The following is a 17,116-nucleotide window of genomic DNA, read 5'->3' as shown; positions in this document are numbered from 1 at the left end:
AGATCAAAAGATCGTCCGAACGCGGCCCGAGCCTTCGGCAGCTCCTACGACCAGCGGGAGCAAGCGCCCTCGCCACAACAGCGCGCCTGCCACCACCAGGTCATAAAACCTTTCACCTCCTGCCGTGGTCTCTGAAGAAGGACTTTCAGGGCATGCACGGCACCCATGGCGACATCCAGCAACTTCGCGAAACAGTGGTTCGATGCCCGGGGCTGGAAGCCGTTCGCTTTTCAAAAACACGTGTGGGCCGCCGTCAAGCGCGGCGAGTCGGGGCTGCTGCATGCCAACACCGGTGCCGGCAAGACCTACGCCGTCTGGTTTGCCGCCCTCAATCGTTTCGCGCGCTCAGTGCCGCCACCGGATAAACCGCGCAAACGCAAACCGCCGGCGGAGCCGTTGACGGTCTTGTGGATCACGCCCATGCGGGCCTTGGCTGCCGACACCGCCAAAGCCCTCGAAGCGCCGCTCACGCCGTTGCAAATCCCTTGGAGCGTCGGCCTGCGCACTGGCGACACCAGCGCCAGCGAACGCGCCCGCCAAGGCCGGCGCCTGCCCACTGCGCTGATCACCACACCGGAAAGCCTGACGCTGATGCTGGCCCGTGCCGATGCACACACCGCCGTCTCGACCTTGCGCATGGTCGTGGTGGATGAATGGCACGAACTGCTCGGCAACAAGCGTGGCGTCCAGTTGCAATTGGCGTTGGCGCGCCTGAGACACTGGCATCCCGGGCTGATTGTGTGGGGTGTATCCGCGACCTTGGGTAATCAGGCCCACGCCGAGCAAGTCCTTATCCCGCAAGGCAACGGGGTCAGCGTGCAGGGCGCCAACGGCAAAGCCCTACAGGTCGATACGCTGTTGCCACCGACCCTCGAGCGCTTTCCGTGGGCCGGGCACATCGGCTTGAAAATGCTGCCTCAGGTTGTCGCCGAGATAGACGCCAGCGGCAGTTGCCTGGTCTTCACCAATACCCGCGCGCAATCGGAAATCTGGTACCAGGCCATTCTCGACGCGCGACCGGATTGGGCGGGGCTGATTGCGCTGCACCACAGCTCGTTGTCCCGTGATACCCGCGATTGGGTGGAGCGAGCACTGAAGGACGGCCAGCTCAAGGCCGTCGTGTGCACGTCCAGCCTGGACCTTGGCGTGGATTTCCTTCCCGTCGAACGGGTATTGCAGATCGGCTCGGCCAAAGGCGTCGCGCGATTGATGCAGCGCGCCGGGCGCTCCGGCCATGCGCCGGGACGGACCTCGCGGATAACCCTGGTGCCCACCCATAGCCTGGAGCTCGTCGAGGCTGCTGCTGCCCAAGACGCCGTGGCACAGCGACGCATCGAACCGCGGGAATCGCCCGACAAACCCTTGGATGTGCTGGTCCAGCATCTGGTCAGCATGGCCCTTGGCGGCGGTTTCATACCCGACGAGCTGTTTGACGAGGTGCGTGGTGCCTGGGCCTACCGCAACCTGAACCTGGCCGAATGGGCCTGGGCCCTGGCCTTCGTTCGTCACGGTGGGTTGTCGCTGACGGCCTACCCCGACTACCGACGGGTCGAACCGGACGAACACGGCATCTGGCGCGTCCCCGACGCCCGCCTGGCCAGGCGTCATCGCATGAGCATCGGCACCATCGTCAGCGACGCCAGCCTGCAACTGAAGTTCTGGAGCAAGGGCGGTGGCGGCAAGACCCTGGGCAGCGTGGAGGAAGGTTTCATCGCACGCCTGCGGCCCGGCGATGGTTTCCTGTTTGCCGGCCGGCTGCTGGAGTTGGTCCGGGTCGAGGACATGACCGCCTACGTGCGGCGCAGCCAGGCGAAGAAAGCCGCCGTACCGCGCTGGAACGGCGGGCGCATGCCACTTTCCAGCGAGCTCGCCGCGGCTGTCGTGGCGCGCCTGAGCGAAGCCGCCGCTGGTCATTTCGACGGCCCGGAAATGCAAGCGGCGCAGCCCATGTTGAGCACGCAACTGCGCTGGTCCGGTTTGCCCACGCAAGGCACGTTGCTGGCCGAAACCCTCAAGTCCCGGGAAGGTTGGCACCTGTTCCTGTATCCATTCGCCGGACGCCAGGTTCACCTGGGACTCGCCAGCTTGCTGGCCTGGCGCGTCAGCCAGCGGCAACCGGTGACGTTTTCCATTGCGGTCAACGACTACGGCCTGGAATTGCTCAGCGCCACCGAGCTGGATTGGTCCGCGCACCTGAACCCGACGCTGTTGCGCACCGACCACTTGCTGGGCGACGTCCTTGCCAGCCTTAACGCCGGCGAACTGGCCTTGCGCCGCTTCCGCGAGATCGCCCGGATCGCCGGGCTGGTGTTCGCCGGCTACCCCGGCGCGCCGAAGAGCACTCGGCAAGTCCAGGCGTCCAGCGGATTGTTCTTCCAGGTGTTCAAGCAATACGACGCCGACAATCTGCTGCTGGCCCAGGCCGGCGAGGAAGTCTTGCGCGAAGAACTGGATATACGCCGATTGGAGCAGACCTTGGAACGCCTCGACACCTTGAAGCTCGACCTGCATGTCATCAAGCGCCCGACCCCGCTGGGTTTCCCATTGCTGGTGGAGCGGTTCCGCGAAAGCATGAGTTCGGAAAAGCTCGCCGACCGCATCCGCCGAATGGTCAGCGAACTGGAAAGAACCGCCGATCGGGGGACCGCCTGATGGCCGCGCCCTATCCCGTCAACCTCGCCGGGGAAGCGCTCTGGCTGCTCCCGCAAAAAGCCCTGTACTGGCCCGCCCAGGAGACGTTGATGGTGGCGGATGTGCATTTCGGCAAAGCCGCCGCCTACCGCAGCCTGGGCCAGCCGGTTCCCCATGGCACGACAGCGAGCAACCTCGCGGAGCTCGATGCATTGCTGGCGAGCCTGCCCTGCCGACTGCTGATTTTCCTTGGGGATTTTCTCCATGGGCCCGGCTCCCATGCGCCGGGAACCTTAAGGGCGTTGGCGGACTGGCGTGCGCGACACCCCTCCCTGGCCATGACGCTCATACGCGGCAATCACGACAAACGTGCCGGCGACCCGCCGCCGGACCTGAATATCCGCGTCGTTCCCGAGCCGCTGCTGCTGGGCCCTTTCGCCGTGCAACACGAACCCCACCCGCATTCGAGCCGGCACGTGCTGGCCGGCCACGTGCACCCGGTCTACCACCTCAGTGGCAAAGGTCGGCAGCGGCTGCGCCTGCCGTGCTTTCGCCTCGGCAGCGACATCAGCCTGCTGCCGGCGTTTGGCGCATTCACGGGAGGCTATCGGGTCGAGCAAGAGAACGACTGCAAGATCTTCGTCATCGGCGATAACGAAATATGGCCCGTCAATTAAAGCACTCGTGCTTCAACTGACGGGCCATATTCGGATCAGGCTACGGGTGCAGGAGGTGGCTCGTCCGGAAGCGTCGGCTCACCGGGCTCGGTGGGATCCGTGGGGTTGGGATCAGGATCGGGGTCACCGGGAACGCCACCCGCCGCTTCGACAGGATGGGCCAGCAGTGACCAAGCCAGGACACCGATCTGATTGGGCTCAAGCCTTGCCAGTTCGGCACTGATTCGCGGATCGATCTTCATAGAGCTACTCCTGAGCGAAGGCCCATTGGGCTGACGCAAAAAAACGGGCAGTACACTCCATAGAGTGCCTGCCCGCTCAGGAATTCCGACAGCTCGTCAGAATCAGGTACGCGGCAGTGTCACGCCGCGCTGGCCCTGGTATTTGCCACCCCGATCCTTGTAGGACACTTCGCATTCCTCGTCGGATTCGAGGAACAGCATCTGCGCCACGCCTTCATTGGCATAGATCTTCGCCGGCAGGGTCGTGGTGTTGGAGAACTCCAGCGTCACGTGGCCTTCCCACTCGGGTTCCAACGGCGTCACGTTGACGATGATGCCGCAGCGGGCATAGGTGCTTTTGCCCAGGCAGATGGTCAATACGTTGCGCGGAATGCGGAAGTATTCGACGGTGCGGGCCAGGGCGAAGGAGTTCGGCGGAATGATGCAAACGTCGCTCTTGATGTCGACGAAGCTCTTCTCGTCGAAGTTCTTCGGGTCGACGGTGGCGGAGTTGATGTTGGTGAACACCTTGAATTCATCGGCGCAGCGTACGTCATAGCCGTAGCTGGAAACACCGAAGGAAATCAGCCGGTCGGCGCCTTCGCCACGCATCTGGCGCTCGACGAAAGGCTCGATCATGCCGTGCTCTTGCGCCATGCGGCGAATCCACTTGTCCGATTTGATGCTCATGGCGGGTTCCTGAATAGCGAGGTGGAAAAAAACTGTCCGGCATCTTACCGGGGCGCGGGTCGGGTTCAAAGTGCGCGACGCAAATCTCGCCGATCCGCCTTGATTTCCAGGCCCCGGCGGCCATCGCGCTTGCCGTCAGTCATTAAAACCGAGAAACCTTCGCAAAGACCATTGGCACGTTCAGGAAAAAGGGTTAAGGTGGCGTCACTGTGCTGCTTGTGTCACTGAGAATCTCTACACGATATGTTGAATTTCGATCCAACCATCTACAAGAATTTTTCCTGCTCTTTGCACTCAGTCTCGGCCAGGGTTCTTCCTGAGTCGCAGTTATCTTTGTTCAAGGAGTTACACCATGTCTAATCGCCAAACCGGTACCGTTAAGTGGTTCAACGATGAAAAAGGCTTCGGCTTCATCACCCCACAATCCGGTGACGATCTGTTCGTTCACTTCAAAGCTATCCAATCCGACGGCTTCAAAAGCCTGAAAGAAGGCCAACAGGTTTCTTTCATCGCTACCCGCGGTCAGAAAGGCATGCAAGCTGAAGAAGTTCAAGTTATCTAACTTGTCCTTGCTTTAGTAAGAAGCCCCGCCCTTAAAAGCGGGGCTTTTTTGTGCCTGTCGATTTTTTCAGGCACAAAAAAACCTGTGGGAGCGAGCTTGCTCGCGATAGCGATGTACCAGTCGCTACAGGTGCAACTGATCCACCGCCTTCGCGAGCAGGCTCGCTCCCACAGGGCCCGATGTCAGCTCGGGATTACCAGGTCACGCCAAACCCAGCCGTGTAGCGCGTCTTGCTCAGGTCGCTGTCTTCAGTACCCTCAATCACATCCTTCTCGGCCTTGAGGTTGAGCGACGCCCAGTCGGTCACCTTGTAGCGCAACCCGACCTCAGCGTCATAGGCGTAGTCGGCAACATCGGATAGCGGCTTGCCAACTTCGCCGTTGGTGAAGAACTCGACACGCTTGCCAATCAGGTAGCGGTTGTAATCCCACTTCATGGCGACGGAATAGAAGTTGTCCTTGCCCCCATCGCGATATTCATAATCCGTACGGTTGAGCAGCGAACCCAGCGAGAACGCGCCCAGCTCGTCGTCCCAGAATTGGTAGCCGGGACCGGTGCCCACGACGCGCTGGCGGGCCAGGTCTTCGACTTTATCGCGCTTGTAATTGAGGCGACCCTGCCAGAACCATTTGTCGGTGATGAACCGGTCGAGGGAATACTCCAGGCGCCAGTTGTCAGCCGAAACCACGTCATCCTGGAATTCGCGGTTGTACTCACCTTCAGCGGTGTGTCGCCATCTGCCGTGACGTGCCGAGGTCTTGAAGTCGATATCGTAGTCATCGGTATCGTTCTCCGCCCGCTGGTAATCCAGCGCGGCGTCGATATTGCCCTTCCATACCAAGTCTTCGACCACCGGCTTGGGCTTGAGGATCTGCTGGATACTGGCCAGTTCGACGGTCTTGGGCGCTTCACCGTTGGCCAGAATGACCTTGCCATCGTCGGCGGCCTGCAGCGATTTAGCCTTCTCGCCAGTGTAAGCATCCTGCTTGACCAGCAATTGTTGGTCGCTTTCCAGGGTCTTGACCTGTTTCCAGTCAATCGGGACCGCACCGGCGTAATCGGTCTGGATCAACAATTTGCCGCCATCGAAAACGGTAATCTTGCCGCTGAGCTTGTCGCCGTTCTTCAACCAGACGGTATCGGCAAGCAATGGCATGGAGGCGCTCGTAACAGCTAGGCACAGCAGGGTTCTGGACAACATAAGCGATAATGGGCTCAAGTTTTCGGTGAAAAGGCGGCATTATCCCCCAGGATGACACCTCAGCAACGACTGACCCACGTACGGATGATGAGTTCACTTATCAACGCGATCTGTAGGAATTAATCTACAGACGGACCTATTTCCAGGAACAACCCCGTGACTGACACCCCTGCGGACCCCGAAAATGCAGCCCAAGTCCGACGAACCACGCTCTACCTGACCCTGGCGCAGGTACCGGAAGGCAAAGTCGTCACTTATGGTCAGCTAGCCGACATGGCCGGCCTTGGCCGCGCGGCCCGCTGGGTCGGACGCACGCTCAGCCAGCTGCCGAACGACACCAAGCTGCCCTGGCATCGAGTGCTGGCGGCCGGCGGTCGGATCAGCCTGCCGGCGGGCAGCGCCTCGGGGGACGAACAACGCGCGCGCTTGCGCATGGAAGGGATCAGTGTCCTGAATAATCGTGTTGATATTCAGCGCCATGGCTGGCGCCCGGTAGAGCACAGCGGTTAGAGTGCGCGCTTTGTTTTCGCAATTTTTGAGGCAGACTCCAGCCCATGCCCCGTAAAACCTGGCGCGCCGCCCTCGCCGCCTATGCCAGTCCTTCGACGCTCGTGCTGTTGCTGCTAGGCTTCGCCGCCGGCTTGCCGTACATGTTGGTGTTTTCCACCCTCTCGGTCTGGTTGCGCGAGGCCGGCGTGGCCCGCGAAACCATCGGTTACGCGAGCCTGATCGGCCTGGCCTATGCCTTCAAATGGGTGTGGTCGCCACTGCTCGACCAATGGCGCCTTCCGTTGCTGGGCAAACTGGGGCGTCGGCGCTCATGGCTGGTACTTTCCCAAGGCCTGGTGATCCTCGGACTGGTCGGGATGAGCTTCTGCGACCCGCAAAAGCACCTGTCCTGGTTGATCGCGATTGCCGTCATCGTCGCCTTTGCCTCAGCCACCCAGGACATCGCCGTCGATGCCTATCGACTGGAAATCGTCGAAGACACCCGCCAGGCCGCGTTGGCCGCCAGCTATATGTCTGGCTATCGGGTCGCCGCGCTGCTCGCTACCGCCGGCGCGCTGTTCTTTGCCGAAGGGTTCGGCTCCACCGGGTTCAGCTACAAGCATTCGGCCTGGGCCGGCACGTACCTCCTGTTTGGCGTGTTGATGGTGCCGGCCTTGCTGACGTCACTCTTGATGCGCGAGCCCCCCGTGCCGCTGCGCACCCAGTTGCAGGCCGGGCGCTACACCTTCGTTCACCAACTGGCCTCGGTCTTCGTGCTGATCGTGCTGCTGGTGTCGGTCCCGGCGATGTTCACCCAGCTCTACAACACTGACTTCGCCAGCGTACTGTTCGAAGGCGTCAGCCTGCTCGACCTGCTGCTCGAGGATCGCGCGTTCCTGCGGGCGATCCTCTACATCCTCCTGACTGCCCTGTGCCTGTCGTCCATGGGACGTCGAGGCCTGGCGCCGGTATTGACGCCCGTCAACGACTTCATCCTGCGCTACCGCTGGCAGGCGCTCTTGCTGCTGGGACTGATCGCCACCTACCGGATGTCCGACACGGTCATGGGCGTCATGGCCAATGTGTTCTACATCGACCAAGGCTTTACCAAGGACCAGATCGCCAGCGTCAGCAAGATCTTCGGGCTGATCATGACACTGGTCGGCGCCGGGATGGGCGGCCTGCTGATCGTGCGCTTCGGGATCCTGCCGATCCTGTTCATCGGCGGCGTTTCCTCGGCCGCCACCAACATCCTGTTCCTGATGCTCACCGACATGGGCCCGAACCTGAAGATGCTGATTGTCACGATTTCCCTGGACAACTTCAGCTCCGGCCTGGCCACCTCGGCATTCGTCGCCTACCTGTCGAGCCTGACCAACCTGAAATTCTCGGCCACCCAATACGCCCTGCTCAGCTCGATCATGCTGCTGCTGCCACGCCTGATTGGCGGCTACTCGGGGGTGATGGTGGAGAAATTCGGCTATCACGACTTCTTCCTGATCACCGCCCTGCTCGGCGTACCGACCCTGCTCCTGACCGCCTTGCATTGGTACCAGGAAAATAGCCGCCAAGGCCCGACGCCAGAATCGGAGTCGGAGCCGGAATCAACGCCAACCCGGCCCGCCCAGGAGTCGTAGGCCCAAAAGTCGTAGGAAAGCTCAGCAGGCGCCGAAGAAACCGGCGCCTGGATCCGGCAACAGGCCACGCGCCTGTACGCCAGGGCATCTCGCCCGTACAATGCTGCGTCACTTCTCGTCATCAGCAACCGACAACGGCCAACCATGCGCACCAGTCAATTTTTGCTCGCCACACAGAAAGAAACGCCTTCCGACGCCGTCGTGATCAGCCATCAGCTGATGCTGCGTGCCGGCATGATCCGCAAACTCGCCTCCGGCCTGTACACCTGGCTGCCGATGGGCCTGCGGATCATGCGCAAGGTCGAAGCCATCGTCCGCGAAGAAATGGACGCCGCCGGCGCTCTGGAAGTGTTGATGCCGAGCACCCAACCGGCCGAGCTGTGGCAGGAGTCGGGGCGCTGGGAGGAATACGGTCCCGAGCTGCTGCGCATCAAGGACCGTCACGGTCGCGACTTCTGCGCGGGCCCGACCCACGAAGAAGTGATCACCGACCTGATGCGCAACGAGTTGAGCAGCTACAAGCAGTTGCCGATCAACCTGTACCAGATCCAGACCAAGTTCCGTGACGAGATCCGTCCGCGCTTCGGCCTGATGCGCGGTCGTGAGTTCATCATGAAGGACTCCTACTCGTTCCATGCCGACCTGGCCTCGCTGCAGGTCACTTATGACCGCATGCACCAGGCGTACTGCAACGTGTTCACTCGCCTGGGCCTGAAGTTCCGTCCTGTAGAAGCCGACAACGGCTCCATCGGCGGTGCCGGTTCTCATGAATTCCATGTCCTGGCCGAATCCGGCGAAGACGACATTGTCTTCAGCAACGGCTCCGATTACGCCGCAAACATCGAGAAAGCCGAAGCCGTGCCACGGGAAACCTCCCGCGCCGCGCCGGCCGAAGAGTTGCGCCTGGTGGACACGCCGAACACCAAGACCATTGCCCAACTGGTGGAAGGCTACAACCTGCCCATCGAGCGCACCATCAAGACGCTGATCGTGCGCGCGGAAGAAGAAGGCAAGCTGATTGCCCTGATCATCCGTGGCGATCACGAGCTGAATGAAATCAAGGCCGCCAACCAGCCTGGCGTCGCCAGCCCGCTGGTCATGGCCACCGATGCCGAGCTGCGCGACGCCATCGGCGCTGGCGCCGGCTCCCTCGGCCCGCTGAACCTGCCGCTGCCGATCATCATCGACCGCTCCGTGGAATTGATGAGCGACTTCGCCATCGGTGCCAACATCGATGACAAGCATTATTTCGGCGTGAACTGGGAGCGCGACCTGCCAGTTCCAACCGTCGCGGACCTGCGCAACGTCGTGGCCGGCGATCCAAGCCCGGACGGCAAGGGCACCCTGGAAATCAAGCGCGGCATCGAAGTCGGTCACATCTTCCAGCTGGGCGACAAGTACAGCAAGGCGATGAAATGCGAAGTGCTGGGCGAGAACGGCAAGCCAGTCACCCTGCAAATGGGCTGCTACGGCATCGGCGTATCCCGCGTGGTGGCCGCCGCCATCGAGCAGAACAACGACGAGAACGGGATCATCTGGAGCGACACGCTCGCGCCGTTCCAGATCGCCCTGGTACCGCTGCGTTATGAAACCGAACAGGTTCGCGAAGCCACCGACAAGCTCTACGCCGAATTGACGGCCGCCGGCTTCGAAGTGCTGCTGGACGATCGCGACAAGAAAACCAGCCCCGGCATCAAGTTCGCCGACATGGAGCTGATCGGCATCCCGCACCGGATCGTGGTCAGCGACCGTGGCCTGGCCGAAGGCAACCTGGAATACAAGAGCCGTACCGAGGCCGAGCCGCAAGCGCTGCCAGTCGCCGACGTGCTGCCCTTCCTCCAGGCCCGTATCCGCCGCTGAGACCAGATAGAGACGTCATGTTCAAGCGAAACACCTTAGGCCTCGGGGGCGCCGCACTGTGCGGCGCCCTGCTGGTCAGCGGCTGCGCCAACCAGATGTCGCAACGCAACGAGCACGAAGAACGGATCGAGCGAAAGCTGCTCGACCATAGCCTGCAGATCGATGTGGGCGAACCCAAGGTGCTCGATCTGCCGCAGCGTCGAGTTCGGATCAATGAGCAGAAGACTTTCGAAGTCACCGAATTCGAAGTCACCCGCCACTACGATCGCTACACGCCCTACCAGCCTTGGCGGGAGATCTACGAGATCCCGCTGGGCGCGGTCGCGGTGGTCGCCGGCGTCGGCGCGAACGTGGTCAATGTATTCGCCTTGGGCAGCCTCCCCGACTCCGCGACCCGCGACTGGATCAGCTACGGTTTCGCCGGGCTGAACCCGTTCATGAACGTACCTTCCAACGGTCGTGCGCAACAGAACCTGGCCGGTATCGACGAAATCCAGCGTGACAAGCGCACGGAACACTCGAGCCTGCCCTGGAGCGAGCGCCCGGTAGAAGTGAAAGCCGCCCGCCAGACGTTCGAGATGAGCACCGACCGCAATGGCGTGTTGCGCTTGAACCTGCTGGAAAGCCCTTTCGCCGAACATGACCTGAGCCAATTCGGGAAATTGCAGATCAGCGTGACCGATGCCCAGGACGAGGTGCATACCGATTCATCCCTGAGCATCAGCAGCACGCTGCGCAGCAAGTTGGTGGAGGCCCATGGGCTGATCTACGACGACTTGGAAGATGACGAAGTGAGCCAGTGGGTCCACCGGGTCAAACGCCTGTCGGAACTGGGACTTGAAGAAGAAGCCAGCGAGCTGGAACAGAGCCTGATCGAGCTGACCCGCAACGATCCGGAGTTGCAAACCGAGTTCATGAAAGCCTTGACCAAGGATGGCGGGCGGTTGGTGGCGGATCCTGGCGCCAACTGACTCCAGTTCTGATGCTCCCGTGGCGAGGGAGCTTGTTCCCGCTGGGCCGGGCTGGCGCTCCAGCGCGAAGCGGCCCCAAAAAACCGTCGGATGCGGAGCTCCAGATACGCACTCGCCGGTTCACGGCTGCTTCGCAGCCGAGCGGGAGCAAGCTCCCTCGCCACAAGGGCCCAGAGGACCTTAATGAACAGCGTTACCCTTTGGCGAGCGCTCAACGCTCGAACAACTCCAACTGCTCAAACCCGCCCCGCAAATCCTCCAACCGTACCCCTATCCCCAATAATCTCACCGGCTTGCCGCCCCGGTTGAATGCCTGGGTCAACAGCAACTGGTAGCTGCCCAAATCCCGTCCTGCCCCGGCCTGCTCCAGGGTGGTCTGGGTAAAGTCATGGAATTTCACTTTAACGAACGGCTTGCCCGGCCGGTAACTGCTGTCGATCCGCGCCATCCGCCCACTGAGGGTCTGCATCAGCTCCGGCAGCTTGTCGAGACAGCTTTTCAAATCGGGCAAATCGACGTCGTAAGTGTTTTCCACACTGATGGACTGTCGCCGGCTGTCGTTCTGCACCAGGCGCTCGTCGATCCCACGGGCAAGACTCCAGAGTCGCTCACCGAAACTGCCGAATTCGCGCACCAGCGCGAGCTTGTCCCACTGGCGCAAGTGCAGGCAATCAACGATACCCAGCCTGTTCAGTTTATCGGCGGTGACCTTGCCGACACCGTGGAGCTTGCTCACCGGCAGCGCCGAGACGAAATCCTCCACCTGATCGGGGGTTATGACGAACAAGCCGTTGGGTTTCTTCCAGTCGCTGGCGATCTTGGCGAGAAACTTGTTCGGCGCGACGCCTGCGGAGACGGTGATATGCAGTTGATTGGACACACGTCGACGGATGTCCTGGGCGATACGCGTGGCGCTGCCACCAAAGTGCGCGCTCGCGGAGACGTCCAGGTAAGCCTCGTCCAGGGACAGCGGCTCGATCAAGTCAGTGTAATCGCTGAAGATTGCGTGGATTTCCTTCGACGCTTCCCGATAGGCCTCCATCCTCGGCTTGACGATGGTCAGGTCAGGGCAGAGTTTCAGGGCATGGCCGGAAGACATGGCCGACCGCACGCCGTAGGCCCGCGCTTCGTAGTTGCAAGTAGCGATCACGCCTCGCCGGTCCGCCGAACCACCAACCGCCAGGGGCTTGCCGGCCAGCCGTGGATCATCGCGCATTTCGATAGCGGCATAGAAGCAGTCGCAGTCGACGTGGATGATTTTGCGTTGCGTCATAAAAGAAGCGGCATAGGGGACCAATCGGAGCGCCAGTATCGCATTCGTACCTGTATATAGCACCAGTAGTTTGAAATATCCTTCAGCAGACCTGGAAAATGCCTACGTAAATTTATTTCCTCAATCGCACCGAACCCGGCAATAGAGCGCGAACCCTTGCCAGGCGTGCGTCGCAGCGCTGTCACATTACCTTTCGGAAGGCTAACCAATTGAAGCGGAACAGGTTTTTCCGGATAAGGGATTGACAGTGCGCCAATCCTCTGTAGAATGCCGCCACACAGACGCGGGATGGAGCAGTCTGGTAGCTCGTCGGGCTCATAACCCGAAGGTCGTCGGTTCAAATCCGGCTCCCGCAACCAAACATCAAGAAAGGCTACTCGAAAGAGTGGCCTTTTTTGTGGGCGCCAGTTTTATACCAACCGACAGACGTCGCCGCCAGGTGCCCTGAGTTGTAGGACAATTTTCTTTTGTTTTTCGAGCATTTAGGCGAACGACCGTTAATTTGCCGCTTTGCCTTATTAACGGTTGACACGCTGGCGTTCGCCTGTAGAATGCCGCCACACAGACGCGGGATGGAGCAGTCTGGTAGCTCGTCGGGCTCATAACCCGAAGGTCGTCGGTTCAAATCCGGCTCCCGCAACCAAATATCAAGAAAGGCTGCTCGAAAGAGTGGCCTTTTTTGTGTCTGTCGAAAAAGCTGCATTACAAATATTTTGTAATTATTTTCCGCCGCAGGGATTGGTAACTTGGCTGGATACCCCCATCCTGTCGCGCATAGCTCAAGAGGTGATTGATGCGCGCCCACTCGTCTGACCCGCAAGACCCCGTTACTGCGACACAACCGATCAAGGCCGAGCGACTGCGTTGGCTGGATCGGATCAGCCAGTACCGCCAACCTATCGGTCTCGCCGTCACGCTGCTGCTGTTTGCGATCGCGTTGATCGCCTGTCGCCACCTCCTGAGCGAGCTTGATCTTTACGCGTTGCATGACTCGATCCTCGACGTGCCGAGGCCGGCGCTGCTCGGCGCAGTTGTCGCCACCGTCGCCGGCTTCGTGATTCTGCTGGGTTATGAATGGTCCGCCACCCGCTATGCGGGCGTAACGCTGCCGCCTCAAACCATGGTCCTCGGCGGTTTCACTGCGTTTGCCATTGGCAATGCCATCGGCCTCTCATTGCTGTCGGGCGGCTCGGTTCGTTATCGCTTGTATGCGCGGCATGGCCTGGGAGCAGCCGACGTCGCCCATATGACCTTGTTCGCCAGCCTGTCCCTGGGCTGCGCGCTGCCCCCCTTGGCCGCGCTGGCAACCCTGAGCAACCTGCCCGCCGCGTCTGCCGCCTTGCACCTTCCCGCCGTCTTGCTGGGTTCGATCGCCGTGGCGGTCCTGTTGCTCACCAGCGTGCTGGCCGTTGGCATCTATCGTCGTCGGTTGCCCGAGCAACCCTACCGGGACAGCCTGCTGGTCAAGGCCGGTCGCCGTACGCTGCGCCTGCCGGGCCGGCGCCTGACATTCCTGCAATTGGTCATCACGGCGCTGGATGTCGCAGCGGCCGCCACTGTGCTTTATCTGCTGTTGCCGGAAGCGCCACCGTTCGGCCCATTCCTGCTGGTGTATCTGCTCGCGCTGGCCGCCGGCGTGCTCAGCCATGTGCCGGGTGGCGTCGGGGTGTTCGAAGCGATCCTGCTGGCCGCGTTTGCCGATAAACTGGGCGCCGCGCCGCTTGCCGCCGCCCTGTTGCTGTATCGCTTGATCTACGTGCTGCTGCCGATGCTGGTGGCCTGCGTGCTGCTGCTGATCAACGAGGCGCAACGGCTGTTCCAGACGCGCCAGACCCTGCGTGCGGCGTCAGGTTTTGCCGCGCCGATCCTGGCCGTACTGGTTTTCCTGTCTGGCGTGGTGCTGCTGTTTTCCGGTGTCACCCCCGAGATCGACACGCGCCTGGAGCACATCGGCTTCCTGATCCCCCATCGGCTGGTGGACGCCTCGCACTTCGGCGCGAGCCTGGTGGGCGTGCTCTGCCTGTTGCTGGCCCAAGGCCTGCGTCGACGCCTGTCCGCCGCCTGGATGCTGACCACCGTTTTGCTGCTGGTGGGCGCCCTGCTCTCGCTGCTCAAGGGCTTTGACTGGGAAGAAGCCACGCTGCTGACCCTGACCGCTGCCTTGCTGGCAGTGTTCCGGCGCTCTTTCTATCGTCCGAGTCGCCTGACCGAACTGCCGTTCTCGCCGTTGTTCCTGATTGCCAGCCTTTGCGTGCTGGGCGCATCGATCTGGCTGCTGCTGTTTGCCTATCAGGACGTGCCCTACAGTCACCAATTGTGGTGGCAGTTCACCCTGGACGCCGATGCCCCCCGAGGCCTGCGCTCGTTGTTGGGCGCCGCCGTCCTGCTGGTGGTGGTTTCCCTGACCTGGCTGCTGCGCACGGCGCGCCCTGTGATCCATCAGCCCACGGCGGAAGAGCTGGAGCGTGCCAGGACCATTCTCATGGCGTCCTCGCAACCGGACGGTGGCCTGGCCCTGACCGGTGACAAGGCGCTGCTGTTTCATCCCAACGACGAAGCGTTCCTGATGTACGCGCGTCGCGGCCGCAGCCTGGTGGCACTGTATGATCCGATCGGACCGACCCAGCAACGGGCGGAAATGATCTGGCAGTTCCGCGACCTTTGCGATATCCACCATGCTCGCCCGGTGTTCTATCAGGTGCGAGCCGAAAACCTGCCGTACTACATGGACATCGGCCTGACCGCGATCAAGCTGGGCGAAGAAGCGCGGGTGAACCTCAAGCGTTTCGACCTCGAGGCCAAGGGCAAGGAGATGAAGGACCTGCGGTACACCTGGAACCGCGGCACCCGGGATGGCCTGTCCCTGGAGATCCACGAACCGGGGCAGGCGCCGATGGATGAGCTCAAGGTCATTTCCGATGCCTGGCTGACCGGCAAGAACGTACGTGAAAAAGGTTTTTCCCTGGGCCGCTTCAGCGACGACTACCTCAAGCATTTCCGCATCGCGGTGATTCGTTTCGAGGGCAAGCCCGTCGCGTTCGCCAACTTGTTGGAAACCCACAGCCATGAACTGGCGAGTCTCGACTTGATGCGCGCCCACCCCGAAGCGCCGAAACTGACCATGGAGTTCATGATGGTCGGCCTGATCCAACATTATAAGAACCATGACTACGCCCGCTTCAGCCTCGGCATGGTCCCGCTCTCGGGCCTGCAACCGCGTCGTGGCGCACCGTTGACCCAACGCCTGGGTTCGATGGTGTTTCGCCGTGGCGAGCAGCTCTACAATTTCCAGGGGCTGCGCCGCTTCAAGGACAAATTCCAGCCTGACTGGGAACCTCGTTACATGGCCGTGCCCGCCGGACTCGATCCGCTGGTCGCGCTGGCCGATACCGCCGCCCTGATTGCAGGCGGCCTGACTGGATTGGTGAAACGCTGATGACGCAACGCTTTTGGCGATACCTGGTAGCCAGCCTGCTGGTGCTGGCGGTGATTCTTGGTGGCGGCTACTGGTACTGGAACCGCCCCGCCCCGCAACCGCCCCTGGAACAACTGGAGCCCGCCGACGGCGTGCCGATGACCCGGGTCATTCCTGGCACCAAGTCGCGTGCCCAAGTGCTGGTGGCGGTCAATGAAGACCAGAAGCTCAGCGACACCCAACTGACGACCCTCAGCCGCAGCGGCTCGGCAGAGATCGTCCAGGTGATCCTGCCCAAGGACTGCATGTTGCAGGGCCGCGCCTTGCAGGCTGGCCTGAGACAGCTTCATGGGCCGGCCACGCTGGTCAGCGGCATCGGCCCTGGCGCCGTGCTGGCCTGGCGCTGGTTGGCGGAACAGAAGGACGACAAGGCCCAGGCCGTTTCGGTGGACCTGGCCCTGGAAAAACCCGGCTGCACGCACCTGTTGCCGAAAAGCGCCGCCCACGGTCGCTGGCTGGTGGCCTGGAACGACAACCCCGACGACACCAGTGCCGGTTTCGTGCGCGACCAGCACAACGCCGAAACCAGCATCAGTGACTACGACATCAACCTGCCGCAGGTGCTGAACAACGAGTTGCGCAAGATTCTGGTCGGTACCGAAAAGGGCAAGGGCGGCTTGAGCATCCCGGTGGTGGAAGTGCCTGCCAGCCAAACGCGCGATACCGTGACGCTGTTCCTTTCCGGTGACGGTGGCTGGCGCGACCTGGACCGCGACGTGGCCGATGAAATGGCCAAGATCGGCTACCCGGTGGTCGGCATCGACACCCTGCGCTATTACTGGCAGCACAAAAGCCCGGAACAGAGTGCGACCGACCTGACCGAACTGATGCAGCACTACCGGCAGATCTGGGGCACGAAGCGCTTCATCCTGACCGGCTACTCCTTCGGCGCCGATGTCCTGCCGGCGATCTACAATCGCCTCCCAGCCACCGAACAACAGCGGGTCGATGCGATTATCCTGCTCGCCTTCGCCCGTACCGGCAGCTTCGAGATCGAGGTCGAGGGCTGGCTTGGCAACGCCGGCACCGAAGCCGCCACGGGCCCGGAAATGGCCAAGCTGCCCGCAGAGAAAGTGGTCTGCATCTATGGCGGCGAAGAAGCCGACGAAAGTGGCTGCACCGACAAGACGGCCGTGGGTGAGGCGATCAAATTGCCGGGCGGCCACCACTTCGATGAAAATTACCCGGCCCTGGCCAAGCGGTTGATCGATGAGATCAACAAGCGGCAGAGCAAGCCTGCCGAGCAATAACCAAGGCCCGCATGACAAAAAGCCCCTGCAACCTCACGGTGCAGGGGCTTTTTTGTTGGCCGCTTGGTGCCCCTGTGGGAGCGAGCCTGCTCGCGAAGGCGGTGGCACATCCAGCGTCGAGGGTCCGCTGATCCGACGCTTTCGCGAGCAGGCTCGCTCCCACAAGGGATCCGCCTTGC

General features: G+C 61.6%; 13 protein-coding genes and 2 tRNA genes. 11 read left to right on the top strand and 4 right to left on the bottom strand.

Translation table 11 applies throughout. The features are described 5' to 3' along the window. Positions 1 to 165 precede the first annotated feature (165 nt). A complete protein-coding gene (locus M8Q45_RS03260; protein ID WP_249873546.1) occupies positions 166 to 2,652 on the top strand; it encodes a ligase-associated DNA damage response DEXH box helicase in 2,487 nt (828 codons plus the stop codon). Beyond that, the gene (pdeM, locus tag M8Q45_RS03255) at positions 2,652 to 3,308 is read left to right on the top strand and encodes a ligase-associated DNA damage response endonuclease PdeM (RefSeq protein WP_249873545.1); all 657 of its coding nucleotides are present in this window, start codon (positions 2,652 to 2,654) and stop codon (positions 3,306 to 3,308) included. The genes M8Q45_RS03260 and pdeM overlap by 1 nt, the downstream gene beginning before the upstream one ends. 35 nt (positions 3,309 to 3,343) lie before the next feature. Here pdeM and M8Q45_RS03250 read toward each other — a convergent pair whose 3' ends face one another. Both M8Q45_RS03250 and dcd read right to left on the bottom strand, forming a co-directional pair. Further along, complete coding sequence (locus tag M8Q45_RS03250; RefSeq protein ID WP_249873544.1) at positions 3,344 to 3,550, bottom strand: hypothetical protein; 207 nt, start codon at positions 3,548 to 3,550, stop codon at positions 3,344 to 3,346. Positions 3,551 to 3,652: 102 nt separating this feature from the next. After that, positions 3,653 to 4,219, bottom strand: coding sequence for a dCTP deaminase (dcd, locus tag M8Q45_RS03245; protein ID WP_017126297.1), 567 nt, complete (start codon positions 4,217 to 4,219; stop codon positions 3,653 to 3,655). A 352-nt stretch (positions 4,220 to 4,571) separates the two neighbouring features. Here dcd and M8Q45_RS03240 point away from each other — a divergent pair, with 352 nt between their 5' ends. After that, positions 4,572 to 4,781 carry a cold-shock protein gene (locus M8Q45_RS03240; protein ID WP_002554837.1) on the top strand — a complete coding sequence of 70 codons (210 nt, stop codon included), beginning with the start codon at positions 4,572 to 4,574 and terminating at the stop codon, positions 4,779 to 4,781. Between the two features lie 193 nt (positions 4,782 to 4,974). Here M8Q45_RS03240 and M8Q45_RS03235 read toward each other — a convergent pair whose 3' ends face one another. Further along, positions 4,975 to 5,982 (bottom strand): DUF481 domain-containing protein, encoded by a 1,008-nt coding sequence (locus M8Q45_RS03235; protein WP_249873543.1) that lies wholly within the window; start codon positions 5,980 to 5,982, stop codon positions 4,975 to 4,977. Between the two features lie 156 nt (positions 5,983 to 6,138). Between M8Q45_RS03235 and M8Q45_RS03230 the strand changes: the two genes are divergently transcribed. From M8Q45_RS03230 to M8Q45_RS03215, 4 genes are all read left to right on the top strand, one after another. Continuing rightward, on the top strand, positions 6,139 to 6,492 hold the full coding sequence (locus M8Q45_RS03230) for an MGMT family protein (protein ID WP_249873542.1): 354 nt from the start codon (positions 6,139 to 6,141) through the stop codon (positions 6,490 to 6,492). A gap of 44 nt (positions 6,493 to 6,536) precedes the next feature. Beyond that, entirely contained in the window at positions 6,537 to 8,108 is a 1,572-nt protein-coding gene (locus tag M8Q45_RS03225) for an AmpG family muropeptide MFS transporter (protein ID WP_249873541.1), read from the top strand. Between the two features lie 144 nt (positions 8,109 to 8,252). Next, positions 8,253 to 9,968: a proline--tRNA ligase gene (locus M8Q45_RS03220; protein WP_249873540.1), complete on the top strand. Its 1,716-nt coding sequence runs from the start codon at positions 8,253 to 8,255 to the stop codon at positions 9,966 to 9,968. Positions 9,969 to 9,985: 17 nt separating this feature from the next. Then, on the top strand, positions 9,986 to 10,939 hold the full coding sequence (locus tag M8Q45_RS03215) for a YceB family lipoprotein (RefSeq protein ID WP_249873539.1): 954 nt from the start codon (positions 9,986 to 9,988) through the stop codon (positions 10,937 to 10,939). 211 nt (positions 10,940 to 11,150) lie between these two features. Here M8Q45_RS03215 and dinB read toward each other — a convergent pair whose 3' ends face one another. Continuing rightward, positions 11,151 to 12,212 carry a DNA polymerase IV gene (gene dinB, locus M8Q45_RS03210; protein WP_249873538.1) on the bottom strand — a complete coding sequence of 354 codons (1,062 nt, stop codon included), beginning with the start codon at positions 12,210 to 12,212 and terminating at the stop codon, positions 11,151 to 11,153. 282 nt (positions 12,213 to 12,494) lie between these two features. On the opposite strand from dinB, the gene M8Q45_RS03205 reads away from it, so the two are divergent. The 4 genes from M8Q45_RS03205 to M8Q45_RS03190 all read left to right on the top strand — a co-directional run bounded on the left by M8Q45_RS03205 (position 12,495) and on the right by M8Q45_RS03190 (position 16,937). After that, positions 12,495 to 12,571: transfer RNA gene (locus M8Q45_RS03205), tRNA-Met, on the top strand. Between the two features lie 207 nt (positions 12,572 to 12,778). Then, positions 12,779 to 12,855 (top strand) — tRNA-Met (locus M8Q45_RS03200). Between the two features lie 150 nt (positions 12,856 to 13,005). Next, the gene (gene mprF / locus M8Q45_RS03195) at positions 13,006 to 15,648 is read left to right on the top strand and encodes a bifunctional lysylphosphatidylglycerol flippase/synthetase MprF (protein ID WP_249873537.1); all 2,643 of its coding nucleotides are present in this window, start codon (positions 13,006 to 13,008) and stop codon (positions 15,646 to 15,648) included. Continuing rightward, positions 15,648 to 16,937, top strand: coding sequence for a virulence factor family protein (locus M8Q45_RS03190; protein WP_249873536.1), 1,290 nt, complete (start codon positions 15,648 to 15,650; stop codon positions 16,935 to 16,937). The genes mprF and M8Q45_RS03190 overlap by 1 nt, the downstream gene beginning before the upstream one ends. Positions 16,938 to 17,116: the final 179 nt, after the last annotated feature.

The organism is Pseudomonas sp. T1.Ur, assembly GCF_023516725.1.
GTDB lineage: Bacteria > Pseudomonadota > Gammaproteobacteria > Pseudomonadales > Pseudomonadaceae > Aquipseudomonas > Aquipseudomonas alvandae.
The sequence above is the reverse complement of the archived record's forward strand: the minus strand, read 5'-3'. Positions and strand labels throughout refer to the sequence as shown.